A 24202-nucleotide genomic window follows, 5' to 3' on the forward strand; every position below is an offset into this window, starting at 1 on the left:
CGCGAGGACGGGGCCGAGGTCGACCGCGACCTCGCCCCCGTCCTCGCGCAGGCCCTTCATCAGCGCGTCGTGCGTGGTCCGGTTCGCGGTGTCCCACGCCTCCCGGAACGCCGAGGTGCCGGTGAAGGACCACACCGTCCGCCGCACGAGGTCCCGGACCGCGCCCGGCGGCGGGCCCGCGCCCGCGTTCTCCGGCGGTCCGGCGGCGAGCTCCGTCAGGATCTCCTCGGTGACGGCGTCCGTCACCGCCCGGCGCACGCCCGGCTCCGCGGCCGGCGCCCTCATCGCCCCGACGTACCGCCGGACGTCGCCCACCTCGTACGTCGCCCAGGCGGAGAGGGTGCCGAGCGGCGCGAGCAGGCAGGCGAGCGCGACGAGCGCCGCCGAGAGGGCGCCGCGTGCACGGAGGGACCGCCGTCCCGCGGACGCCGGCGGTGCGGGCTGTGACGACACCTCTCCAGGTAAGGACGTACGGTCCCGGGCGGCGAGCCCCCTGACTGCAGATGGGCCCGTACGACGACCCGTACGGGGGCCCGGCGGTCCGTACGGGGACGGGACCCGTGCGCGGGCGGCCGGAGGGGCGGCGGCCGCGCGGGAGCTCCGGTCCGGGATGCGGGCGCCGTCCCCGCGTGCTTGGCTGAACGGGTTCGGTCGGCGGGGTGGTGGGGCCGACCCCGGGAGGTGAGCGCGGTGAGCACGCGCGCCGAGGGCCCGCGCGGCATGGAGCCGCGCGGTGTGGAGCCGCGTGCCGCGGGCACCGGCGACCCGCGCTGGGACCACGGCCGGGAGGCGGAGCGGCAGAGGCCGCTGCGCGTGCGCGGCCGCAGCGTCGCCTGGCTGCCGCCCCTGCTGCTGCTCCTCGCGATCGCGGTCCTGGACGGCAACACCTCCGGCGAGTTCCGGATCATCTCCTGGATCGTGCTCGTCCCCGGGATCGCGGCCGCGATCTGCGGCGTCGCCGGCACCGCCGTGTTCGCCGCCCTGTCCCTCCTCACCTACGTCGAGGTCGACAGGGCGTGGCCGCACCAGTACCAGACCGGCCTGCCCGACTTCATCCTCGTCGCCGCGGGCAGCGCCCTGGCGGTCATGGCCTGCGCGGTGCGCGTGCGCGGCGAGCGGCGGATGCTGCACATGCGGGACGTCGCCGAGACCACCCGCCGCACCGTGCTGCGGCCGCTGCCCGACCCCTGGGCGGGGCTCGACCACGCGGGCGTGTACCTGGCCGCCGACAGCGAGGCCCACGTCGGCGGCGACTTCTACGACATCCAGCCCAGTCCGTACGGCACCCGGGTGCTGCTCGGGGACGTGCAGGGCAAGGGGCTCGGGGCGGTCGAGGCGGCCGCGGCGGTACTGGGCACCTTCCGCGAGGCGGGCCACCACGAGCCGGACCTGGCGGCCGTGGCCGAACGCCTGGAGCAGCGCATGATCCGGCACCGCCACTACCTCGCCGACCTCGCGGGGGAGCCGGACGCGGGGACGCGGCCCGGCCGGCTGATGGACCGCTTCGCGACGGCGGTGCTCGTGGGGTTCCCGCCCGCCGGGACGCCCGGCGGGCACGTCGACGTCGTCACCTTCGGCCACGAACCGCCCCTGGTGGCCGGCCCGCGCGGGGTGCGCGCCCTGCCGCCCGGCGAGCGGCTGCCGCTCGGCCTGGGCGACCTCGTGGCCGGGGCGGCGCCGGTGCGCCCGCAGCGCGTGTCCCTCGCGCAGGACGAGACGCTGCTGCTGTTCACGGACGGGGTGACGGAGGCGCGGAACGCGAGCGGCGACTTCTTCCCGCTGCACGAGCGCCTCGCCGCGGCCGTCGCCGCGCATCCGCGGGCGGTGGCCCCCGCCCCGCTGGTCCGGCTGGTCCGGGACGCCGTCCTGGGGCACGCGGGCGGCCGGCTCGCCGACGACACGACCCTCTTCGCGGTACGCCGCACCGCCGCGCGGCCGGCCGCCGGACGGGGGGACGGCGGGGCGTCGTAGGCGGGGGAGCGGGCGAGGCGCGGAGGGGCGGCCGCACACGGGCCGCGGGCCGCGTTCCGCGGACCCGGAACCGCGTCGGGACCGTGCCCGGAGCGGCGTCGGAGCCGCACCGGAGCCGTGTCCGCGACGGCGTCGGAAGCGCGCCGGAGCCGTGCCCGGGCCGTGCCCGGGCGGTTCCGAACTCCCCGCCACCGCCGCCGGGATGCCTCGTCGACCTGTTGTTTCCCCTCCACCGTCGCGGCTTTGCACCCGCAGCGGTTACGGTGCTGGCGTGGTGATCGAAGGGGAGGGGAGAGCGGCCGTGCCCGGAACCGTACTGCTTCTGGCGGCTGCGCCGGTCGGCAGGGGACGCGCGGTGGACGCGACGTCCGTGCTCACGGTGCTCGCGGCCGTGGCGCCGTCCGTGCTGTCCGGCACGCCGACGGCGAACGTCGTGGAACTGCCCGACCCGACGGACCCGCAGGCCGTCCTGACCCGGCTGCGCGCGGCGGCCATGGCGCCCGGCCCGCTCACGGTCTTCCTCACCGGACAGCTCGGCCTCGACCGCAAGCAGCGGCTGCCGCACCTGGCCCTGGCCCGCACGACCCCGTCGACCGTCCGCTACACGGGGTTCCCGTGGCACTGGATCGAGCAGGAGGTGCGGCTGCGCGAGCCCGGCGGCACGACGCTCTTCGTGGACCTGCACGCCGACGCGGCGGCCTGGCGGCAGCTGGCCGGGCAGCCGCTCACGATGGCTCCCGGCGTACGGCTGTACGGCCGGATCGCGCCGTCCCCGGCGCGCCGCGCGAAGGCGCAGCCCGCCTACATGAAGGCCCTCGCGACCATCCTGCGCAGCGGCCACCGGCCGCCCGTGCGGGAGCTGCACCAGCAGGTCCTGGCCCGCCTCCAGGCCGAGGACCCGCAGTCCCCGGCGCGGGACATGGTCCTGTCCTTCGACAGCTGGCACCCGGCGGCCCCGCCGAACATGCCGGTCGTCCCGGTGGCCCCCGGCACGTACGGCGCGCAGGGCGCCCACGGAGCGCAGGTCCCGCAGGGCGTTCCCGGGGCGTGGGCTCCGCAGGGTGTCCACGATGTGCGGGCCCCGCAGGGCGCCGGCGACGAGTACGGCGCGCAGGGCGTCCCCGGCGCGCGGTCCGCAGGGGACGCCTCCGGCGGCCGCGTTCCGCGGGGCGCCCGGAGCACGGACGCCTCAGCCACCGAGTCCGTCGCGTCCGCAGTGCCCGGCGCGTCCGCAGTGCCCGGTGCGTCCGCCGCGGCCGATGTGTCCGAGGCGCCCGGCGCGCCTCGTGCGGCCGACGCGCCCGACGCGCCCGCCACCGTTCTGCGGGTCGGTTCCGTCCTGCAGGCCGAACCCTTTCCGCAGGCCGCGCCCGACACGCAGGACGCGCCCGACACGCCGGACGCGTCCGGGGCACAGGGCGGGCCCGACGCGCAGGACGCGGCCGACGTGTTCTCCGTCCTGGCCCCCGGGTCCGCCGCCAGGGCCAGGGCCAGGGCCAAGGCCGCCCCGGCTCCGGCGGAAGCCCCCCGTGTCCCGGCCCCGTCGTCCCCGGCGTCCCCGTCCTCCGCGCGGGCGTCAGTCGAGGACGGCGACGCCTCCGCCCCCGGCGCCCACGAGGACGCGCACGCCGCGATCAGCGCGGCCGTACGGGAGGGGCGGCACGAGGAGGCCCTCGAACTCGCCGTCCGGCGGGAGCACGCCGCGCTGCGCGAGCACGGCGCCGGGTCCGACGAGGCGATCCACTGGATGGAGGTCCGCGCGGACCTGGCGATGTTCGCGGGGGACGCCGCCCGCAGCTGCCGGGCGTGGATGGAGACGGCGCTCGCCCGGCTGGACGCGGGCCAGTCCCCGGACACGTACGGGGTGGAGGCGGCCGTCGACCGCGCCCACCACCAGTGGACGCACGTGCGGGACGCGGCCGGCGCCCGTGAACTCGGCACGGACCTGGTGGAGCTGCGCCGCCGCGTGCCCGGCCGCCGGGCCGGAGCGCTGCTCAACGTCCAGCAGCGCATGGAGCACCTGCTCGCCCCCGCCTGACCCCGCGCGCGGGCGCACGGGGACGAACGCATCGGACCGGTGCCGACCCGTGCCGACCGGAGCCGGGAAGTCCGGCCGGAAACGGCCTTGCGCCGCCGCACGGCGGAATCGTCACGGATCCGCAAGGACGCCGCGCGGACGGGTCCGATATGCAACTCGAGTGCCATGATGGTGAGTTATGGCTGAGGGGGACGACGTTCGACGGAGAACGATTCGTGTGCGCCTCGCGGAGGACGCGCATGACAGTGACGTCGGGGCGCTGAAGAAATGGCTGGAGCGGGAGAGCGGTCTGGAGGAGCTGGCCCGCAGGGGTGAGCTGCAGATCCACGAGCGGGCCGCGGCCGACGAGCGCGGCACCCCGATGGGTGCCGGCATGGAGATCGTGCTGCTGCTGACCGGCTGGGCGGCCAACCGGCTGTTCGACGCGGTGCTCGACCAGACCGTGCGGGCCGTGACGGCGTGGCGGGCCAACCGCCGGTCCGTGGAGAGCGGGGAACCGCCCGAGGCCGAGGTCGCTCCGGGCGACGACGAGCGGTAGTCCCGTGGCGCGTACCGAACCGCGCGACAGGGCGAACCGGGCGCTGCTCGTCGGCGTGCCCGTGTACGACGCGAAGGCGCCCGACGACCCGCACGGCGTGCCGGGCGACATCCCGGCCGTCGAGCACAACCTCACGCACCTCACCGAGGCACTGATCCGGGGCAGGGTGTTCCGCGAGGACGAGGTCGTGCAGTGCAGGCCGCGCGGCGTCGACGAGTTCCACCAGGCGCTGGACGGGGCGGTGGCGGAGGCCGGAGGGCTGCTGCTGCTCTACTTCGCCGGGCACGGGGCGCTGCCCAGCGCGGGCGACGAGCTGTGGCTCCAGATGCGCAACGCCAAGACGGTGCCGGGCGCCACCGCCGTCTTCCAGGGCGCCTGCGCGTGGAGCAGCGTGCTCACCGTGCTGGCCACCGCCCGGGCCCGGCACGTGGTGGTGATCCTCGACTGCTGCAACGCGGGCAACGCGGCACAGGTGTGGGACGGCTTCTCCGACGCGGACAAGCGGTTCGTGTCGGTCCTCATGGGCGTGCAGGCCAACAGCCGTGTCGACGCGGGCGATCCGGACACGCCCACGCCGTTCACCCGGCGGCTGGTGTCCTTCCTCACGGAGGGCGTCGACGACTCGGGCGAGGTCACGTTCGCGACGCTGGCCGAGGCCCTGCGCGAGGACATGCCGCGGCGCGGCGCCCTCACCCTGCGCGACGAGCCGTGGACGCCGCAGTACCGGGTGGGCACGTCGGGGAAGGACGTACGCCTCGCCGTGGTCGGGGCGGGCCCCGTACCCTCGTCTTCCCCGTCCCCGAGGCCCGAGCCGTCCGCGCCTGAGCCGCCCGTGCCCGTGCCGTCCCTCCGGGACCGCGTCCGCGCGGCGCTCGCCGGGGTGCTGCGCCGGTCCAGGGCGCTCCCGTACCCCCCTCTCCAGGGGCGGCTGCGGAGTCTTTCGGCCGGGCTCCGCCGACACGGCCGCCTCGCCGTGGCCGTCCTCACCGTCCTGCTGCTCACCGGGACCGGTCTCCTCACGTACGCACTGGTCACCGGCCCCCGCACCACCTGCGCCCCACCCCTGGAGCTGCGCCTGCTCACCGACCCGGAGCTGGAGCCCACCGTCCGCAGGGCCACGGACACGTACCTGACCTCGGCGGCGAACCTCACCGGCGACGGCTGCCGGCGCAGCGGCATCACCGTCTACAGCGCCCGGGCCGCCGACGCGGTCACCGCCCTGCGCGAGCAGTCCGACCAGTGGCAGGAGCCGCCCAGCACCGGCGACGACGTCAACCCGCAGCGGGACGTCGGCCCGCAGCCCGACATCTGGATACCGGCCTCCTCGTCGAGCGTGTCCCGGGCGGAGCCGGACGGGGTCGGCGGGGCCTTCGTGACGCTCGAAGGCGACGCCACGCCGTTCGCGTACTCGCCGACGGTGCTGGCCGTGCCGCAGGCCATGGCACTGGAGGCGACGCGGGAGCGGACCGGCCGTCCCCTGGCCGAGCTGCTGGCGAAGCTGCGCGGGAAAGGGGGCGAGGTGCGGCGCGCCGACCCGGAGTCCACGGACTCCGCGCTGCTGGCGGCCGTCGGCCTCTACGGCGCGGGCGGGCGCGACGCCACCGCGGCGGACCGCACGGTGACCGCCGGGGAGGCCGCCGAGGCCGAGCGGGTCCTGGAGCGGTCGGGGCCGCCCGACCCGACCGGCGCCGACCTGCTGTGCGCGCTGCCCGGCGACGACGCGGCGGACAAGCGCACGGCCGTCCTCGTCCCCGAGTTCCTGATGCGCAGCGGCGTCGGCTGCGCCGCGGCGACCCGCACCCAGCGGATGGCGGAGTACCCGCAGGACGTGCCGGGTCTCGACCCGGTGTTCGTCCGCGTCCGCTGGGAGGAGGGCGACCGCGACGGGCCGGCGCGGGACGACGCCGTGCGCCGGTTCGAGAAGTGGCTGACCACGAAGGACCGGGGACTCGCGGTGTTCGGCGAGGACGGCTTCCGCGGTCCGCGCGGCGACCACGCGCCTCTGGACGACGAGGAGGACGCCGAGGACCCGGGCACGGGCGAGGGGACCCTGCGTGTGCCGGGGGCGCTCGCCGGCGCCGTGCCCGGCACCGCCATGGAGTCGTCCCTGGCCGCCTACCGGGACGCCGACGGGCCCGGCCGGGTGCTGTTCCTGCTGGACAGCTCCGGCTCGATGGGCGATCTCTGGGAGGGGCCGGGCGGCGGGCCCGGCATCGTCGCGCAGTCGCTCGGCGGCCTCGGCGGCCGGGACGAGTACGGCGTGTGGGCGGTGGCCGACCAGCCCGGCGGCGACCACGCGCACAGCGTGCTGCTGTCCATGGGCCGGCACACGCGCGAGGAGGCCGAGCGGACCCTCGACCGCCACGCCCGGGTGCACGACGCCGAGGCGGACCCCTACACGGCGCTGAAGGCGGCGCTCGGCGAGATGGCGCGGCGCGGCGCGGAGGACCCCAGGCCGCAGCTGATCGTCCTCGTCACGGACGACGAGGACGACGACCGCCTGCGGGGCGCGCGGCTGACGGACCTGCTCGACGCGGCGCGGGAGGGCCAGGTCCCGGTGGTGACGGCGATCCTGGAAGGCGGCACGTGCGACCGCGGCGAGCCGGACGCCCGCCTCGCCGAGGCGAGCGGCGGCCGGTGCCTGGACACCGGGGACGACCTGGTGGCGGGCCTGCGCGACGAGGTGTCCCGCACCGGGACGGGGAGGGAGTGACGCCCATGAGCCGCCCCCGCGGTCTTCGGCACGGTGCCGTGCCGCTGGTCGTCCTGCTGCTGGCGCTCGTCGCCGCGGCCTGCACCGACGGCCGGCTGGAGGGCCCCGCCCGGCCCACCGGCTCCGGCGGCTCCGGCGAGGTCGTGCTCGCCAGCGGCCGCGACGTGACCGGCGAGGCGGGCATCCGCAAGCAGCTCATCGACGCCTGGAACGCCGAGCAGCAGCGTGAGGGGACCGGCCGCTGGGCCCGCCTGGTGGAGCTGCCGGGCTCCGCCGACGAGCAGCGCAGCCAGCTGCTCGGCGCGCTGCAGTCCGGCAGCGCACGGTACGACGTCGTGAACCTCGACGTCACCTGGGTGCCCGAGTTCGCCGCCGCCGGGCTGATCCGCCCGCTGCCCGGTGACCTGGTGGACGACGACGTCGTCCCGTCGGTGGCGCGCACGGCCCGCTGGGACGGCGAGCTGTACGCCGTCCCCTTCAACAGCGACGTCGGCCTGCTCTACTACCGCCGCGACTACCTGAGGAAGGCGGGCGTCGACGACACCGACCCGTTCGGCCCCGACACCGACTGGCGGACCGTGCGGGAGCTCAGGAACAGCCTCGCCGACGCCTCCGACCGGCTGCCCGAGGCGTACGAGGAGAGCTGGACGACGCAGCTCGACGAGTACGAGGGCCGTACGGTCAACGCCGTCGAGGCGTTCGCCTCCGTCCCGGGCGGCGGCCCGTTCACCGACGGGGAGGGCCGTTACACCGGCACCGAGCGGACCCTGGAGGCGGGCGTCGCCGAGCTGCGCAGGCGCACGGACACCGCGTACACGCTGTCCGCGGCGTTCCGCTCGGACGAGGCGGAGTCGGTGGCGGACTTCGCGGACGGCAGGACGGCGTTCCTGCGCCACTGGCCGTACGTCTACCGCAGCCTGCACCAGTCGCTGACGGAGGACCAGGTCGGAGTGGCGCCGCTGCCCGGCAGGGCGGTCCTCGGCGGGCAGAACCTGGCGGTGACCCGGGCCTCCGCGCAGAGCGACGCGGCCCGGGACCTGATCGGGTTCCTCACGGGCAGGGAGAGCGAGCGCTGCCTGCTGGACGCCGGGTTCGCGGCCACGCGCACGTCGGCGTACACGGACGACGACCTCACCTGCGGGACGGCCACCTCGAACGGCGCCACCGGGTCCCCCGGCGCGACGGTCTCACCGGGCGCGTCCTCGTCCGGCTCCCCGCCCGCCGCCCCGGCGTCCGGCGAGCGCGCCGACCGGATGCCGCGCGACGGCCGGGGCCGTCCGGCGTACGCCCGCGACGTGCTCCTGCCCGCGCTCCGGGACGCCGTGCAGCGTCCCCGCACCCCGCAGTACGGCGCCTTCACCCAGACCTTCACGACCACGCTGGGCCCCCTCTTCGGCAGCACCCCGCCGACCGACGCCGAGCTGGCGGCCCGGCTGGACGAGGCGCTGCGGCGGGTGCTGGGGGACTGAGACGGATGCCGGGCGCGCCGGGCGGCTGAGCCGGAGCCCGCACGGGCCCGGCCCCCGGGGCCGTCGTCCCGCGCGTCCCGTCAGCGCGCCGTCGTGGTGACGACGGAGCCGGGGGCGGAGCCCGGCCCGGTGACCCGCCCGGTGGCCGGCCCGTCGACCGCCTCCGCGGGGACCGCGTAGGCCGCGGCGATCAGCGCGACGACGGCGATGACGGCCGCGGTGAGACATCTGGAGTAGCGCGCGGTAATGCGTCGGAGCACGGCGGCCTCGCCTCAGCTGAATCGAATCGTCGGTTAAATGAGCTTAATGTGGCGTTTAACGTAAGGGGTGCCGGACGGCACGGCAAGGGGTTCGGGGTCTCCGAATCGCCGCCGCGGCCGGATCTGTCGGCCGTCAACTGCATCGACAGGCGGCCGAGTTGGGTTTCCGCCTGATGGTAAGTCACCTTAATGGCATGCTTAAGCCATGCCGGACCGTGACGACCAGGAGACCATCGGGCGCAGGGTGCAGCGCCTGCGGACCGAACGCGGTCTGACGCAGAGGCAGTTGGCGGAGCCCGCCTACACCCCCGCGTACGTGTCGACGCTGGAGGCCGGCCGCGTCCGTCCCTCCGAGGAGGCGCTGCGGCACATCGCCGGGCGGCTCGGCGTCGCGTACGACGAGCTGGCCACCGGACGCCCCGCCCGCCTCGCCACCGATCTGCGGCTGCGCCTCACGGACGCGCAGCGCACGCTCGCCACCGGCGAGGCCGAGGTGGCCGCCGAGCAGTACGCGCAGCTGCTCGCCGAGGCCGAGGAGCACGGTCTGGACGCGGAGGCGGCGGCCGCGCTGCTCGGCCTCGGCGAGTGCGCGCTGGAGTCCGGGAACCTGGCGGCCGGGCGGCTGCGGTTCGAGGAGGCGGAGAAGCGGCTCGCGGACGAGCCGCTGCCGGCCCGGGTGCCCGCGCTGCGCGGCCGGGCCGTCTCCCACTACCTGGCGGGCGAACTGCGCTACGCCTGCTACCTGCTGGAGTCCGCGCTCGACGAGCTGAACCGCACCGGGATGCACGACCCCGACGCCCTGCTGCTCCTCTACACGGCCGTGATAGCGCCGTACATGGACATGGGCGCGCACGCGCGGGCCGCGCAGGCCGCCGAGTTCGCGCTGGCGCTCGCCCCGCAGGTGCGGGAGCCGGCGCTGGTGGCGCGCATGCACCGCTCGGTGGCCCGCACGATGATCGCCGAGGGGCGGATCGCGGACGCCGACGCGTCGCTGGCCAAGGCGGCCGAGCTCTACCGCCAGCTCCAGATCCGCACCGAGCTGGCCCACTGCCACTGGATGCGCGGCTACCTGTACGCCCAGAACGGCGAGCTGGAGCGCGCGGAGAGCGAGCTGCGCGAGGCGCAGGAGATGCTCTCGGCCAAGCGGGCCGCCCTCTACACCAGCCAGGTCGCGGTGGAGCTGGCCGACGTGCTGCACCGCCGCGGCAAGTCCGACGAGGCGGCGGCCCTGCTCCACGACGTGCTGGGCGACCTGTCCTCCGAGCGCGGCGCGATCCACTCCGGCGCCGCGCACCGGCTGCTCGGCATCATCGCGGAGGACGCCCGCGACACGGACAGGGCGGAGGAGCACTACGTACGGGCGCTGAGCCTGCTGGAGCGGGCGGGCGCGGCCGGCGACCTGGCCGACCTGTGCCGCCTCCTCGGCGACCTGCTGCGGCGCACCGGGCGGGTGGAGGCGGCCCTCGACGCGTACCGCACGGGCCTCGGCCACCGCACGGCCCCCGGCACGACGACCCTGGGCCCGGCCCCGGCCCAGCCCCCGCTCTGACCGGCCGCATCCCCGCTCCGACCGGCCCGGACACCGCTCCGGGCGGCCCAGCCCCCGCTCCGACCGGCTCGGTCCTCGCTCCGACAGGCCCGGACACCGCTCCGAGCGGTCCGGCCCCCGCTCCGGCCGCGAGGAGCGGCTGACCCGGCGGCGTACGCCCGGCGGCGGAGCGGCGGGCACGGGCCGGCGCGGCCTCCCGGCCGCGCTGCGGCACGACTTCCTGCGCGCAGGCGGCCTCCTGGTGGTGGGCGCGACCGCGCCTTCGCGCTCCGCTTCTCGTCCGCGGCCTGGCTGGTGGCCGTGGCCGCGAGCGTCCCCACCGGCCGGCGGCCCCGTCGACCCGACGCTCGGCGAGTTCGCCTCCCGCGCCGGGTGGGACACCGGGGCGTCCATGGCGGGCCGCACCCTGCGCCTGACGGGCTTCGTCACCCGGAGCGACGGCGGCACCTGGCACGTCGCCCGCCTCCTGGTCTCCTGCTGCGCCGCCGACGCCCGGGCGCTGAAGGTCGAGGTGCGGGGGGCCGGCGCCCCGGCGGCCGACACCTGGGTGACGGTGACCGGCACCTGGCACCCCACGGGCACCCCGGGCACGGAGTCGGCCGTCCCGGTCCTGGACGCGACGGAGGCCGGCGCGACGGAGGAGCCCACGGACCCTTACGAGAAGCGGTAGTCCGCCCACGGAACTCGCTTACGGAGGGCGGAAGTTCTCCGGGGCGTCTGCTCCGGCCTCCTGATCCGTGGCTGAAGACAAGGGTGTTCACCGTGTGCTTCTTGTGTTGTGCTTCGATGTACGCCACGTACGGGACCTGTACGCACGGCGGACTCGGCCGCATCGCACGGGACTTCGCAGACACCGGCGGGGGGCATGGACGAGGAAGAGTTCGACGCGTTCTACGCCGCCGCGTTCCCGCGGCTGACCGGCCAGCTCTACGCCTTCACCGGGGATCACGGCGAGGCGCAGGACGTCGTCCAGGAGGCGTTCGTACGCGCCTGGGACCACCGGCGGGACTTCCTCGCCGACGGGTCGCCCGAGGCGTGGATACGCACCGTCGCGATGCGGCTGGCCGTCAGCCGCTGGCGGCGCGCCCGGCGCTGGCTGGAACTGGTGCGCCGGGACCCTCCGCAGGACCACGTGCCGGGTCCCGGTCCCGACCGCACGGCGCTCGTGGCCGCGCTGCGCACGCTGCCCGAGACCCAGCGGATGGCCATCGTTCTGCACCATCTGTGCGACTTGACCATCGAACAGGTAGCCTCCGAGACCGGTGCGCCCGTGGGCACGGTCAAGGCCCGGTTGTCCCGCGGCCGGGCGGCGCTGGCCCGGCGGCTCGGCGAGACCGACGGGCTGGGCGAGAGGGAGGACGGGCGTGTCCGGTGAGCCTGTGCCCGGGGGGCCGGGGAAGGGCGGGACGGCGGACGGCGGAAGCGGCGGGACCGCGGGGGGCGTCGAGAACGGCTCGGAACTCTCGTCCCTGTTACGTGAGTTGGCCGCGGCCCACGAGACGCCGGCGCCGGTGTCCGGCGCGGAGATCCGCGGCCGCGCGGTGCGGCGCGGGTGCCGCCGCCGCGCCACCGCGGCGGCCTCGGGCGCGACCGGCGCGGCGGCCCTCGCCCTCGCGCTCACCCTGGCGTTCACCGGCGCCCCGGACGGGCGGCACGGACACGGACAGCACGGGCACACGGCCGCGGACCGCCCGGCGGCGAGCACCTCGGCGACCCCGTCGTCCCCGGCGGCCGGGCGGGGGGTGCCGGTCGCGCGCGTGGACCTCGCCCGCCGCGTCCTGACCGTCGCCGGCCGTACGCTGCCCATCTCCTCCGGCGCGGAACGCACGCCCACGCCCACGGGCCGGATGACCGTGATCGCCAAGTACGAGATCACCGTGGTGCCCGGGACGCGGACCGGGAGCGGGACGCACGGCCTCAAGGCCCCCTGGGTGATAGAGCTGCGGGCCCCCGGCGACCGCACCGGCTACATCCTGGCCCTCACCCACGACGAGAAGGCGCCCGGTGCCCGGGACCGCACGGGCGGCTGGATCGGCCTGCGCACGCGGGACGCCAAGTGGCTCTACCAGCGGCTGGCCCCCGGCGCGGCCGTCGAGGTCGAGGGCTCCGCCCCGGACGCGGGACGGAGCGCGGACGCCGGGAGCGCGCCCGCGTCCCCGGCTCCGGGGAGTCCGGGCCCCGAGAGCCCCTGACGTGTCCGGCGGCGGCCGTCCGCCGTCCTCAGCCCCTGCGGCGTCCTCCTGCGGCCACCGTCTCCCGTGGCTGCTCCCAGTCGCACGGCGCCGGGACACCCGGCGGCACCGCCCCGTGCTCCTTGAGCGCCACGCTCACCAGCCCGAGCAGCAGCTGCACGTCCGCGTCGCAGTCCAGCAGGACGGTGATCCAGTCCGCGCCGGGGTGGGCGCGTATGGCGCTGTTGTGCTGGAGCTGGGGGCGCAGGCGCTCGACGGCCGTGCGCGTGAGGTTGAGGTCGGCGGCGTCGTCGGAATGGAAATGGACGATGTCGTGTCCGGCCGATGCGAAGGCGTGCCCAACGGCGCACCGGGACGGGCCACTTACCAGGTTCGGCCATGTCTCCAGCAGAGCCATGGCGCGATGAGCCGCGGTCATAACCACATCCTCGCGCACGCTTCACCTGGAGGACCAGCCCTGTCCACCCGTCACTTCTCCCCCGTCCTCCGCGGCCCCTCCGCGCCGGGGCGCACCACGCGCCCCGGTGTCGCCCGGCCGCGGGGCGCGGGGCGCGCCGTCGCCGCCCGGCGGGCGGCCGGACGCGCCGGCGGGAGCGGTGGACGCGGCGGGGCCCGTACGGCATCCGCGCCGCACCGGGGGCGCGCGGGCGGGACGCCCCGGACCAGGGACGTCAGGCCGATGGGTCAGCGTGCCCGCACCGGGTCCGCCGCCGTCCGCGCGGTGCCCCGGGCCCCGTGACGGCTGGGCGGTCCGCGTCCGAGGGGTGCCGGCCGTCCCGGTTTCCGGCTCGTTTCCGGCGTGCGCCCGCAGGCCAATTCGTTCGAAAACTGATGGTATGGCTGCTTGTGTGCCTTGATGGGGATACGGGCGAACCGCAGGGAGGTGTCGGATTGAGGCGGGGCGATGCGGGCCCGGGGCCCGTGGAATCAGCGGACGAGCACGAGTGGACCGGCGCGCGGCCGTCGTCCGGACCGCCGCCGGCCGGGGGACCGCCGGTGACGGGTCCGCCGGACGCGGAGCCGCCGGACGTGGAGCCGCCGGACGTGGAGCCGCCGGACGTGGACTTACCGGTGCCCGGGGAGGGCCGCACCGGGGCGGTCCCGCGGGGACCGGTCGCGGGGGAGCCGGGCGGGAGGGGGCCGGGCGGCCGGAGGCCGCCCGAGGAGGACGCGGAGGGGCAGGACGCGTACGGGAGCGGTTCGTACGGGAGGGGTCCCCACGGGAGCGGAGCGCGCGGCCCGTACGGTTCGCACGCTCCGTACGACCGGGGGCCACGCGGGAAGAAACCGTCCGGTCGAGGGCCGTCCGGTCAAGGACTGTCCGGCCAAGGGTCGTCAGGCCGGGGGCCGTACGACCAGGATCCTCACGGCCGGGAGTCGCCCGGCCGGGATCCGCGTGCTCAGGACCCGCCCGGCCGGGAACCGCTCGGCAGTGATCCCTCCGCGCGGTTCAGGGCCGCCCCCGCGCCGGTCGTCCTGGCCTCGCTCGGACCGGTCGAGGACGCCGTCGAGTCGATCGGCACCCGCCAGGACGAGCGGAACACCTGCGCGGAGCTCGCCGCGTTCGTGTGCCGGCACGGCTGCGAGGCCGGCGAGGTGGACCTGCTCGACGAGGACCTGCCGGCGGGCCGGCACGCGCCCGACCCGCCCCTGGCCAGGGTCGCCACCGCGGGCCGGCGCGACCTGCTGGAACCGCGCGTCCCCGGCTCCGTCCGCTCGCTCAGGGTGCAGGCGCTCGACGAGGGGCACCCGATCACCGCCTCGGACGACCTCAGCGGGGGCGTGCCGCGCCGGGCCGTGTCGGTGCCGCTGCTCGCGCACGGCCGGCTGTACGGCGTGCTGCTCGCCGTCCGCACGGGCGCGCCCTTCACCCACCGGGAGACCACGACGATGCACTACGCGGCGCGGCTCGCCGCCGTGCACATCGGTCACGCCCGCCGCCGTGCGAGGGCGCGGGGCACGGCGCTCGACCTGCGGCGCACCCTGCCGGCCGGGTCCGGGCACCCGCACCCGAACCTCGACGTCGCCACCCGCTTCCTGCCCGTGGGCGGCGGCGCCGCGGCCGGCGGGGACTGGTGCGAGACGGTGCGGCTGCGCTTCGGGCGGACCCTGCTGGTGGCGGGCGACGTGATGGGGAACGGCCTGGAGGCCGCCGTCGACATGAACGCGTACCGTTCGATGCTGCGCTACGTCGCCGCCGCCGGCCCGTCCCCGCACCAGGTGCTGTGCCGGCTCGACGACGCCGCCGCCGGGGACGGCGCCCGGCGCCCGGCGACCTGCCTGCTCGTCCGCGTCGACCCGGTGCGCGGCACGGCCGTCCTGTCCAGCGCGGGGCACCTGCCGCCGGTGGTCTTCGCGGGGGACGGCACGGCCCGGCTGCTCCCCCTGCCGGTCGGTCCGCCGCTGGGTGCGGGCGTGGGCGGCTACGAGGCCGTCACGCACGCCCTCGCGCCCGGGGACGCGCTGCTGATGTTCACCGACGGCCTGGTGGAGCGGAGGGGCGTGGACATCGACGCGGCGCTGGGCCGGCTGACGGCCCTGACCCCGCCGGCCGGCGCCGACCTGCGCCATCTGCTCGACCGGGTCCTCACGGCCCTGGAGACCCACAGCGCCGAGGACGACGTGGCGGTCCTGGCCGCGCGGATCAGCCCCGGCGCGGGGGTGCGCGCGCCGGGGAACGGTGCGGAGGACGTGGCGGAGGGGGCGGGGGAAGGGGCGCCGGAGACCACCGGGACCGTGGGGGCGTAGGCCCGGCTCAGTGGTCCGCGTAGCCGATGGCGCCCACGGTCCAGGCGCTGACGTCCTTCAGGGCGACGCGGTACATGCCGCCGGTGTCGGGGATGCCGACATTGCCCTGGAGGATGCGGGCGACGTGGAAGTGCAGGTGGGTGGGGCGGGCGACCGGGCGAGGCGAGTCGCCGTCCGCCCGCTCGGGCGGCCCGGCCCCCTCGGGCGGGTCGTGCGGGGCCCGGGGACCGTCGGACCCCGCGAAGACGGCGGCGAAGGCGCCCAGCCGGTCGGAGTCCCGCAGCACCTCCGCGACGCGCTGCCTCCACAGCGACTCCGGCGCCAGCCGCCCGGTGAGGACGGCGCCGGGGATCACCACGGTGAGGGACATCTGGTTGCTGTGCTCCGACTCCACCATCGCGGCGATGTCGGCCAGCAACTCGTCGGGGTGCGACCCGGCGGAGGACGCGCGGTGCGGCTCGGGGAGCGATGCCCGCGGGGCCTCGGGAAGCGACTCGGGGTGCGCCATGGGGAGCGACTCGGGGTGCGCCATGGCCGATGACTCTACTACCGTACCGCCGTGCCGCGACGGCACCACGGCGCCGTTCGCGCGCCCCGCGCGCGCCGTGACCGGTCGGCCGCCCCGGACCCGCCGGGCCTCGGCCCGCAGTCGGGTCCGGACTCGGGCCCGTGTCCGGCCGCGACGTGGCGCCGGGCGACGCGGGGGCCGCGGCGGGCGGAGCGAGCACGGTGACCGGCTCGCCGGGCCCGGGCGCGGGCGGCGTCATCTGCTCCGACGGCGGCTTCGGCGGGGTGGTCCGCTGGAGGAGGACGGTGTCGAAGCTCACCGTGCCGGTCTTCTCCGGCACCGTGATGTGGTCGAGGACCGTAGTGTCGGCCTGGTCGGCGAGGGGAACCTTCGCCGCGGGTGAAAAATCTCGCGCCCGGCCGTACGGCGGTCCTCACCGGTCTCACCGGCCTCATCGCCGAAGCGCCCGGTACCGCTTCAGGAGCGCGGTGATCCGCTCGTTGTCCCGCTTCCCGTTCAGCTCGGCCAGGAGGTCGTCGGGGCAGAGCCCGTAGAGGTCGCCCCACCACTTGCGGCCCCGGTCGTCCCAGATCCGGTAGCCGCCGGGGACCCCCCTGGCGACGAAACGTCTCCTGCCCACCGGTGCTCTCCCCCGCCCCTCCGCGCACGTCCGCGCGCCGCCGTCCGAGGGGCGACCCTACGCGCGCCGCACGGCGGCGCGCGACGCGATATCCGGCGCCGCCCCACGACACGGCATCCGGCACCGGCCCGCCCGCCTCGCGGGACCGGGGACGCGGCCCGCGCCGTCCGTCCTGCCCGGACGACGTGGAAGCCCCCGGGCCGGAACCCGGGGGCTTCCACGTCACTGACGAACCGGACGCGGCGGCGGACGGTGCCGATGACGTCGTCCGGCGTCATCGGCACCAGGCGGTGTCAGACGAGGTCGAACCGGTCCAGGTCCATGACCTTGCTCCACGCCGCGACGAAGTCCGCCACGAACTTGCCCTTCGCGTCGTCGCTCGCGTAGACCTCGGCGAGCGCGCGCAGCTCGGAGTTGGAGCCGAAGACGAGGTCGGCACGGGTGCCGGTCCACTTGACCTCGCCGGTGGCCCGGTCGCGGCCCTCGAACGTGGCCTGGTCCTCGGAGACCGAGCTCCACGCGGTGCCCATGTCGAGCAGGTTGACGAAGAAGTCGTTCGTCAGCGTGCCCGGGGTCTCGGTGAGGACACCGGTCTTCGAGCCGTCGTAGTTCGTGTCGAGGACGCGCAGGCCGCCGACCAGGACGGTCATCTCCGGGGCGCTCAGCGTGAGCAGGTTCGCCCGGTCGACCAGCAGGTACTCGGCCGGCAGGCGGTTGCCCTTGCCCACGTAGTTGCGGAAGCCGTCGGCGCGGGGCTCCAGCGCGGCGAAGGACTCCGCGTCGGTGTGCTCGTCGGTGGCGTCGACGCGGCCCGGCGTGAAGGGCACCTCGATGTCGAAACCGGCGTCCTTGGCGGCCTTCTCCACGGCCGCGGAGCCGCCGAGCACGATCAGGTCGGCCAGGGAGACCTTGCGCTCCGATACGGCGTTGAACTCCTGCTGGACGCTCTCCAGGGTGCGCAGGACGAGCGCGAGCCGGTCGGGGTTGTTGACCTCCCAGCCCCGCTGCGGCTCCAGGCGGATGCGGGCGCCGTTGGCGCCGCCGCGCTTGTCGCTGCCGCGGAACGTCGAGGCCGACGCCCACGCGGTGGAGACCAGCTGCGAGACGGTCAGGCCCGAGTCGAGGAGCTTGGCCTTGAGGGCGGAGACGTCACCGGCGTTGATGACCTCGCCCTCGCGCTCCGGCAGCGGGTCCTGCCACAGCAGCGTCTCCTCGGGGACCTCCGGGCCGAGGTACAGCGACTTCGGGCCCATGTCGCGGTGGGTCAGCTTGAACCAGGCGCGCGCGAAGGCGTCCGCGAACTCCTGCGGGTTCTGCCAGAAGCGGCGGGAGATCTGCTCGTAGACCGGGTCGAAGCGCAGCGCCAGGTCGGTGGTGAGCATCGCCGGGGCGATCTTCTTCGAGGCGTCGTGGGCGTGCGGGACGGTGCCCTCGCCCGCGCCGTCCTTCGGCTTCCACTGCTTGGCGCCGGCCGGGCTCTCGGTCAGCTCCCACTCGTAGCCGAAGAGGTTCTCGAAGAAGCCCATGCTCCACTGGGTGGGCGTGCTGGTCCAGGTCACCTCGAGACCGGAGGTGATGGCGTCCGCGCCCTTGCCGGTGCCGAACGTGTTCCGCCAGCCCAGGCCCTGCTCCTCGACGGAGGCGGCCTCCGGGTCGGCCCCGACGTGGTCGGCCGGGCCGGCGCCGTGGGTCTTGCCGAAGGTGTGGCCGCCGGCGATCAGGGCGACGGTCTCCTCGTCGTTCATCGCCATGCGGCGGAACGTCTCACGGATGTCGCGGGCGGAGGCCAGCGGGTCCGGGTTGCCGTTCGGGCCCTCGGGGTTGACGTAGATCAGGCCCATCTGGACGGCGCCGAGGGGCTCCTCCAGCTCACGGTCGCCCGTGTAGCGCTCGTCGCCGAGCCAGGTGGTCTCGGGGCCCCAGTAGACGTCGTCCTCGGGCTCCCACACGTCCTCGCGGCCGCCGGCGAAGCCGAAGGTCTTGAAGCCCATCGACTCCAGGGCGACGTTGCCCGTGAGGATCATGAGGTCGGCCCAGGAGATGTTCTTGCCGTACTTCTTCTTGACCGGCCACAGCAGACGGCGGGCCTTGTCCAGGTTGCCGTTGTCCGGCCAGCTGTTGAGCGGGGCGAAGCGCTGCTGGCCGGCGCCGGCGCCGCCGCGGCCGTCGCTGATCCGGTAGGTGCCGGCGCTGTGCCAGGCCATACGGATCATGAGCGGGCCGTAGTGCCCGAAGTCGGCCGGCCACCAGTCCTGCGAGGTGGTCAGCACCTCCTGGATGTCCCGCTTCACGGCCATCAGGTCCAGGGACTTGAACGCCTCGGCGTAGTCGAAGTCCTCGTCCATCGGGTTGGCCACGGCCGGGTTCTTGGCCAGGATCTTCAGGTTGAGCCGCTCGGGCCACCACTGGCGGTTGCCGTCGCCCTGGGTCGGGTGCGGGGCGCGCGCCGTGTGCGCGACGGGGCAGCCACCCGCGCTCTCCGACTCCGTTTTGGGGTCTGTGACGATGGCGTCGTGGTTCTCAGACATGGGAATCCTTCCGGACCGAGCAGGTCGCGAAGTTGGAGCTGGGGAACTGCGGGTGGTGACGAGGAGGCTGGAACGGCGATGACGCGGACTCGATGACGCTGACTCTTCGGGTGACCTCGGCCTCGGCGCGCGAGAGCGGGGTCGTCGGGCGCGGCCGGGCGCGCCGCCCCCTCCGCCGTGCGGCCGGCGCCGGCGACGGACCCGCACCACCGTCACTCCCGTGGTGCCGGTCCCCCCCCCCGACGCGCTCCGCGCACCGGCCCGGGCGCCCGGACCGGCGGGGTGTGGCGTACGAGCCCCACCCGGTTGAGCATGTGAGAAGCCTCCGACACGACGTGAAGAGAGGTACGACCACGTGATCGTTCGTCTCCTGCCGTCCTGGGGCCTCCTGTCCCTTGGCGGGTACCGGAACAGATCCTACGATGGACTGAGTCCAAGTCAAGAAGAAAGCCAAGCCCATGGCCGGTTGAGACCCACGCCCTCACCCATGGACCCGACCCCGCGCACCACCGAACGCGAATAGGTGAAACGACATGAGTGACCTGCTGGAGCGGCTGCGAGGGCGTGGCTGGCGGATGACGTCCCAGCGGCGCGTCGTCGCGGAGGTCCTCAGCGGCGACCACGTCCACCTCACGGCCGACGAGGTCCACGCCCGCGCCGTGGAGCGGCTGCCCGAGATATCCCGCGCGACCGTCTACAACACCCTGGGCGAACTGGTCACCCTGGGCGAGATCGTCGAGGTCTCCACCGAGGGCCGGGCCAAGCGCTACGACCCCAACGCCCACCACCCCCACCAGCACCTGGTCTGCTCCGGCTGCGGCACGATCCGCGACGTCCACCCGGTGGGCGACCCCCTCTGCGACCTCCCGCCGGACCAGCGCTACGGATTCGTCGTATCGGAGGCGGAGGTCACCTACCGGGGGCTGTGCCCCGACTGTGCGTAGGACCGCTGCGCGTACGCGTGCAGGCAGGACTGCGAGGGGGCCTCGGCCCCGGCCGGTCGGCCGGATCCGTACAGGCGCGCCCCGGGGCCGCCCGGACGGACCGGGGCAGGGGTGCGAGTCCCGCGACGCGAAATGCCAGAACCCGCGTACGGCGAAGGGCGACTCGCTTCACGAAGGGCGGCTCGCTCTGCGGCGACAGGAAAAGAGCCCGTGCTCCAGGAGGGTCCGAGCCTCTGGAACCGGCCCGGGGACCGGTCAACCGGCGTGTCCCGGCAACCGGTCAACCGGCGTACGCGGCGGCCATGGTGCGTCAACGCTCACTTGGTCCTGCTGGGGACGGAGCGCCCGGTCCGGGCCTCGGACGCGATGCGGGCACGGTGATCGCCGACCGCGCCCCGGTGGCATAAGGCACAGAGGAATGCGGACATCCTGGGCAGTCGTCCTCATTCACCCCTTTTGCCCGGGCGAATCTCCTTCGACGGTAACCGCGAGACGGAAAAAAAGACCGCCGACGCCTCCGCCCTGCCGCCTCCGGCGCGTACAACCCCTGCGTCCTGGGCCCGATGAAGCGCTACCACTTCGAGGTCCTGCCCGGGGGCAGCGGGCCCGGCCCGGTCGACGGGGCGAGGCCCGGTCGGCCCGACAGGGACGACGACGAGCGGCCGGACACCGTGAAGTCCGGCACGGGTACGGGTCCCTCGGCGCAGGGCGGCACGTCGGAGCAGGCGGTGGCCGCCGGGACCGACGCGGACGGCGACCTCGCCGGGACCGGTTCGTCCTCCGTGACGGCGCCGATCGCCCTCACGGGCGCCGTCGCCGTCGCACTCGGCGCCGGAGCGGGTCGTCGCCGTACGCCGCCGCAGTGCCGCGGACAACGCCTGACGACGGGGTGCCCGGCCCCGCGGCCGGGCGCCCCGCCCACTGCTCCGGACAACGGAGAACCCCCGGATCGACGACCCGGGGGTTCTCGCCGGAACGGGTGACGAGAACACGACTCGCGCTCTCGGCCCGGAGAACCGAGGTGATCCACGCCGGAGCCGCGGTCACCGATCGGGCGCGGCCGGAGCCGCTGCCACCGGCCGGGCCCGGCCGGCCTCGCGCGAAGCCGCGCCCGTACCGGGGGCGGACCGGACGCTCATGCGTCGTCCATGGGCCAGAAGTCCTCGTTCTCCTCGAAATCAGGTGCCTGGAAGGGGTTCGTCGTCGGAGGCGGCGACACCGCGGAGGCACAGGGGGAGGCTCCTTCCGGAGCGGAGAACGGCGAGGTCAGGTCGATGGGGGATCTCCCGGGCGTCAGTAGGGGTGTGGAGGGAACCTGGCGTGCCGCGACCGGGCACAACGGTCCTACAGCTTGCTCATCTTGGCGTACGGACTCAGGATCCGCTCCTGCGCCGAGCTGAAGTCCACGAGTACCGCGATCCCGTCCTCGACGCCGATCACCCGGCCGAGGCCGTACACGTCATGCGTGACCCGGTCGCCCACGGCGAACTCCTTGAGGGGCGGTACGACCGGGGCCTTGAAGGGACTGGTGGACAAATGGCGCTTCGGTGCTGCTCGCTTTGTCATTACCATCAGTATGCGCCCGCGCGTACCCGTCCTCCACGGCTTTGCGTCCGCCGTCCGGCACGACTCCGGACGGTGAGGACCCCTTCGCAGGGCCGGCCGCGGGAGCCGAGGGCCCGCACCGTCGCGGTCGGGCGGCGTCCGGCCGGGCCCTCCGGCACGGATCCGGCACGCGACGAGTGATCCCAACGCACAGCAGAAAGGCCCGGGTCGACGACCTGGGCCTTCTTCGTGGAGCGGGTGACGAGAATCGAACTCGCGCTCTCAGCTTGGGAAGCTGATGTTCTACCATTAAACTACACCCGCACAAAGCGCCGGTCGGAGCCGGTGCCGAAGTGCTCGCTCACTCTACCCCATGCCTGGCCCCCGGTGCTGACGCCGTGGGGTCCTCGTCGTTCGGGGGCCGTTTCCGAGTCGTGCCGGAGGTTCCTCGGGGGCGCGCCGGAGCCGTTCCGGACCCCTGCGGGACCCCTTTCGGGGCAGCTCCGGGACGGGGACCGGGGCCGACCGGCGGGCGGGAGCCGTCGCTGCGCTGCGGATTCCCGGGGAGTGGACGGGGCTGCGCGGGGCAGAAGTTGGGGCGTACGGTGGGGGCGGGGCCGAGGGTCCTCGTGTGGCCGGAGTGCCGTCTGGAGCGCCTTCCCGTTCATCCCCTAATGTGGCTTTCGTCGTCAGTCAGACGCGGCTCTTGGGGAAGGGACTCTGAGGACTTGATGGAGCGCACCGTCGTCCGTTGTGCCGAGGGGCACGTGTTCAGCACCGCTTCGTTCCCGATGCAGATGGCCGAGCGGCTCGGTCCCGGCCGGCTCATCCGTTGCCCACGGTGCGCCCGGCTCAGGAACGCCGTTCCGGTCGGGGCGCAGAAGCAGTAGGGCTGAGCACCAGCGCGGTCACACGTCGTACCCGTGCGCGGGCCCGTCACCGAGGTGGCGGGCCCGCGCGCGTATCCTCGGGGCGTGCTTCTCTCAGACAAGGACATCCGGGCCGAGATCGACTCCGGGCGGGTACGGATCGATCCCTACGACGCTTCCATGGTGCAGCCGTCCAGTATCGACGTGCGCCTCGACCGCTACTTCCGGGTGTTCGAGAACCACCGCTACCCGCACATCGACCCCTCGGTCGAGCAGGCGGACCTGACCCGGCTCGTCGAGCCGGACGGGGACGAGCCGTTCATCCTGCATCCGGGGGAGTTCGTGCTGGCCTCGACGTACGAGGTCATCACGCTGCCCGTCGACATCGCCTCCCGCCTGGAGGGCAAGAGCTCGCTGGGGCGGCTCGGACTGGTCACCCACTCCACGGCCGGGTTCATCGACCCGGGCTTCTCCGGGCACGTCACCCTGGAACTGTCCAACCTCGCCACGCTGCCGATCAAGCTGTGGCCGGGGATGAAGATCGGGCAGCTGTGCCTGTTCCGGCTCAGCTCGCCGGCCGAGTTCCCGTACGGCAGCGAGCGGTACGGCTCCCGCTACCAGGGCCAGCGCGGGCCGACCGCCTCCCGGTCCTTCGTCAACTTCCACAGGACCCAGGTGTGAGCGACGTGAGCAGCGAACGGGAGAACCTGACCTACGAGCGGTTCGGCGTCGCCGTGCGCGAACTCGCGCAGACCATCGCCGACGACGGCTACGAGCCGGACATCATCCTGTCCATCGCCCGCGGCGGGGTCTTCGTCGCCGGCGGGCTCGCCTACGCCCTGGACTGCAAGAACATCCATCTGGTGAACGTCGAGTTCTACACCGGCGTCGGCACCACGCTCGAGATGCCCGTCATGCTCGCGCCCGTGCCCAACGCGATCGACTTCTCCGACAAGAAGGTGCTGATCACGGACGACGTGGCCGACACCGGCAAGACGCTGAAGCTCGTCCACGACTTCTGCCTGGACACCGTCGCCGAGGTCCGTTCCGCCGTCATCTACGAGAAGTCCCACTCCCTCGTGAAGTGCGAGTACGTGTGGAAGCGTACCGAGGACTGGATCAACTTCCCGTGGAGTGTCCTGCCTCCAGTGCATACGTCGGGGGAAGCGGCCAAGCCGAACAGAGAAGCGCTCTGACCTGCGGTTACTGTATTTCGCAGCTGTACCGCGCGCGAATGGGTCAAAACGTCCTGTATGCCTCGGGGGCCGTGTCCGGCGGCAGGGAGCGGGTGAAGAGCACGTACACAGGACCGTAGGGCGTACTGGTCCGCAAGCTCTCCCACTGGTCGAGTTCGTGCGCGCAGTACCGGCGCAGCAACTCGCGGAACTGGTCGAACTCCTGGTCCGACAGAGGGCCGTCGTGCCGGGCTGAGGTGTCCATGGCGTACAGGCCAATGCGCGGGCGGTGGCGTTCTGTTGACCAGGCCAAGCCGCCGGCGATCTCGGAAACCGTCGTGGCGCGAGTCACCGTGGGTTCGAATCCCACCCCACCGCACAGGTTGAGCGCCCTTGACCAGGAAGAACGGTCAGGGGCCTTCGTGCTGCGCGCTGTCCGTGAGTGCTCGTCGTTCCCCGGTGTTCCCCGCTCGATCGGGCACGATCGGGGCACGGCTGTTCACACGGCGGATCGA

Annotated in this window: 20 protein-coding genes, 2 tRNA genes and 1 pseudogene; 14 read left to right on the forward strand and 9 right to left on the reverse strand. The window is 74.8% G+C overall.

Annotated elements, in window-relative coordinates; translation table 11 throughout:
• Positions 1-453, reverse strand: a pseudogene (locus IE271_RS14765) (hypothetical protein); the annotation flags it as partial.
• Positions 454-720: 267 nt separating this feature from the next.
• Here IE271_RS14765 and IE271_RS14770 point away from each other — a divergent pair.
• The 5 genes from IE271_RS14770 to IE271_RS14790 all read left to right on the forward strand — a co-directional run bounded on the left by IE271_RS14770 (position 721) and on the right by IE271_RS14790 (position 8729).
• Complete coding sequence (locus IE271_RS14770) at positions 721-1971, forward strand: PP2C family protein-serine/threonine phosphatase (RefSeq protein ID WP_190190865.1); 1251 nt, start codon at positions 721-723, stop codon at positions 1969-1971.
• Between the two features lie 271 nt (positions 1972-2242).
• Positions 2243-4009, forward strand: a complete 1767-nt coding sequence (locus IE271_RS42010) for a collagen-like domain-containing protein (RefSeq protein ID WP_229919343.1) — start codon at positions 2243-2245, stop codon at positions 4007-4009.
• 217 nt (positions 4010-4226) lie between these two features.
• Positions 4227-4547, forward strand: a complete 321-nt coding sequence (locus tag IE271_RS14780) for a hypothetical protein (RefSeq protein WP_229919344.1) — start codon at positions 4227-4229, stop codon at positions 4545-4547.
• Between the two features lie 4 nt (positions 4548-4551).
• Positions 4552-7260 carry a VWA domain-containing protein gene (locus IE271_RS14785; protein ID WP_190190755.1) on the forward strand — a complete coding sequence of 903 codons (2709 nt, stop codon included), beginning with the start codon at positions 4552-4554 and terminating at the stop codon, positions 7258-7260.
• 5 nt (positions 7261-7265) lie between these two features.
• Complete coding sequence (locus tag IE271_RS14790) at positions 7266-8729, forward strand: extracellular solute-binding protein (RefSeq protein ID WP_190190756.1); 1464 nt, start codon at positions 7266-7268, stop codon at positions 8727-8729.
• A gap of 80 nt (positions 8730-8809) precedes the next feature.
• Here IE271_RS14790 and IE271_RS14795 read toward each other — a convergent pair whose 3' ends face one another.
• Positions 8810-8989, reverse strand: a complete 180-nt coding sequence (locus tag IE271_RS14795; RefSeq protein ID WP_190190757.1) for a hypothetical protein — start codon at positions 8987-8989, stop codon at positions 8810-8812.
• A 205-nt stretch (positions 8990-9194) separates the two neighbouring features.
• On the opposite strand from IE271_RS14795, the gene IE271_RS14800 reads away from it, so the two are divergent.
• The 4 genes from IE271_RS14800 to IE271_RS14815 all read left to right on the forward strand — a co-directional run bounded on the left by IE271_RS14800 (position 9195) and on the right by IE271_RS14815 (position 12730).
• A complete protein-coding gene (locus tag IE271_RS14800) occupies positions 9195-10538 on the forward strand; it encodes a helix-turn-helix domain-containing protein (protein WP_190190758.1) in 1344 nt (447 codons plus the stop codon).
• Between the two features lie 391 nt (positions 10539-10929).
• Positions 10930-11208 (forward strand): TIGR03943 family putative permease subunit, encoded by a 279-nt coding sequence (locus tag IE271_RS14805; protein ID WP_190190759.1) that lies wholly within the window; start codon positions 10930-10932, stop codon positions 11206-11208.
• Positions 11209-11403: 195 nt separating this feature from the next.
• Positions 11404-11913, forward strand: coding sequence for a SigE family RNA polymerase sigma factor (locus tag IE271_RS14810; protein WP_190190760.1), 510 nt, complete (start codon positions 11404-11406; stop codon positions 11911-11913).
• Positions 11903-12730: a L,D-transpeptidase gene (locus IE271_RS14815; RefSeq protein ID WP_229919345.1), complete on the forward strand. Its 828-nt coding sequence runs from the start codon at positions 11903-11905 to the stop codon at positions 12728-12730. Before IE271_RS14810 ends, IE271_RS14815 begins: the two co-directional genes overlap by 11 nt.
• 28 nt (positions 12731-12758) lie before the next feature.
• Here IE271_RS14815 and IE271_RS14820 read toward each other — a convergent pair whose 3' ends face one another.
• On the reverse strand, positions 12759-13148 hold the full coding sequence (locus IE271_RS14820; protein ID WP_190190761.1) for a luciferase domain-containing protein: 390 nt from the start codon (positions 13146-13148) through the stop codon (positions 12759-12761).
• A gap of 1148 nt (positions 13149-14296) precedes the next feature.
• On the opposite strand from IE271_RS14820, the gene IE271_RS14825 reads away from it, so the two are divergent.
• Positions 14297-15478: a GAF domain-containing SpoIIE family protein phosphatase gene (locus IE271_RS14825; protein WP_229919346.1), complete on the forward strand. Its 1182-nt coding sequence runs from the start codon at positions 14297-14299 to the stop codon at positions 15476-15478.
• Between the two features lie 7 nt (positions 15479-15485).
• Here IE271_RS14825 and IE271_RS14830 read toward each other — a convergent pair whose 3' ends face one another.
• From IE271_RS14830 to katG, 3 genes are all read right to left on the reverse strand, one after another.
• Positions 15486-15875, reverse strand: a complete 390-nt coding sequence (locus IE271_RS14830) for a hypothetical protein (RefSeq protein WP_190190868.1) — start codon at positions 15873-15875, stop codon at positions 15486-15488.
• Positions 15876-16437: 562 nt separating this feature from the next.
• The gene (locus IE271_RS14835) at positions 16438-16626 is read right to left on the reverse strand and encodes a hypothetical protein (RefSeq protein WP_190190762.1); all 189 of its coding nucleotides are present in this window, start codon (positions 16624-16626) and stop codon (positions 16438-16440) included.
• 293 nt (positions 16627-16919) lie between these two features.
• Positions 16920-19154: a catalase/peroxidase HPI gene (katG, locus tag IE271_RS14840; RefSeq protein ID WP_190190763.1), complete on the reverse strand. Its 2235-nt coding sequence runs from the start codon at positions 19152-19154 to the stop codon at positions 16920-16922.
• A 533-nt stretch (positions 19155-19687) separates the two neighbouring features.
• On the opposite strand from katG, the gene IE271_RS14845 reads away from it, so the two are divergent.
• Positions 19688-20098, forward strand: coding sequence for a Fur family transcriptional regulator (locus IE271_RS14845; RefSeq protein WP_190190764.1), 411 nt, complete (start codon positions 19688-19690; stop codon positions 20096-20098).
• A gap of 1344 nt (positions 20099-21442) precedes the next feature.
• Here the strand turns inward: IE271_RS14845 and IE271_RS14850 are convergent.
• Together IE271_RS14850 and IE271_RS14855 are read right to left on the reverse strand one after the other, a co-directional pair.
• Positions 21443-21664: a hypothetical protein gene (locus tag IE271_RS14850; protein WP_190190765.1), complete on the reverse strand. Its 222-nt coding sequence runs from the start codon at positions 21662-21664 to the stop codon at positions 21443-21445.
• A 229-nt stretch (positions 21665-21893) separates the two neighbouring features.
• Positions 21894-21967: transfer RNA gene (locus tag IE271_RS14855), tRNA-Gly, on the reverse strand.
• A 650-nt stretch (positions 21968-22617) separates the two neighbouring features.
• Here IE271_RS14855 and dcd point away from each other — a divergent pair.
• Both dcd and IE271_RS14865 read left to right on the forward strand, forming a co-directional pair.
• Positions 22618-23193, forward strand: a complete 576-nt coding sequence (gene dcd / locus IE271_RS14860; RefSeq protein ID WP_190190766.1) for a dCTP deaminase — start codon at positions 22618-22620, stop codon at positions 23191-23193.
• Positions 23194-23198: 5 nt separating this feature from the next.
• Positions 23199-23708, forward strand: coding sequence for a phosphoribosyltransferase (locus IE271_RS14865; RefSeq protein WP_190190767.1), 510 nt, complete (start codon positions 23199-23201; stop codon positions 23706-23708).
• Between the two features lie 43 nt (positions 23709-23751).
• Here IE271_RS14865 and IE271_RS14870 read toward each other — a convergent pair whose 3' ends face one another.
• Positions 23752-23952 (reverse strand): hypothetical protein, encoded by a 201-nt coding sequence (locus tag IE271_RS14870; protein WP_190190768.1) that lies wholly within the window; start codon positions 23950-23952, stop codon positions 23752-23754.
• Positions 23953-23973: 21 nt separating this feature from the next.
• Here IE271_RS14870 and IE271_RS14875 point away from each other — a divergent pair.
• Positions 23974-24066: transfer RNA gene (locus tag IE271_RS14875), tRNA-OTHER, on the forward strand.
• Positions 24067-24202: the final 136 nt, after the last annotated feature.

Origin of the sequence: Streptomyces minutiscleroticus (assembly GCF_014650875.1) — a bacterium.
In the GTDB taxonomy this organism is placed as follows: Bacteria; Actinomycetota; Actinomycetes; order Streptomycetales; family Streptomycetaceae; genus Streptomyces; species Streptomyces minutiscleroticus.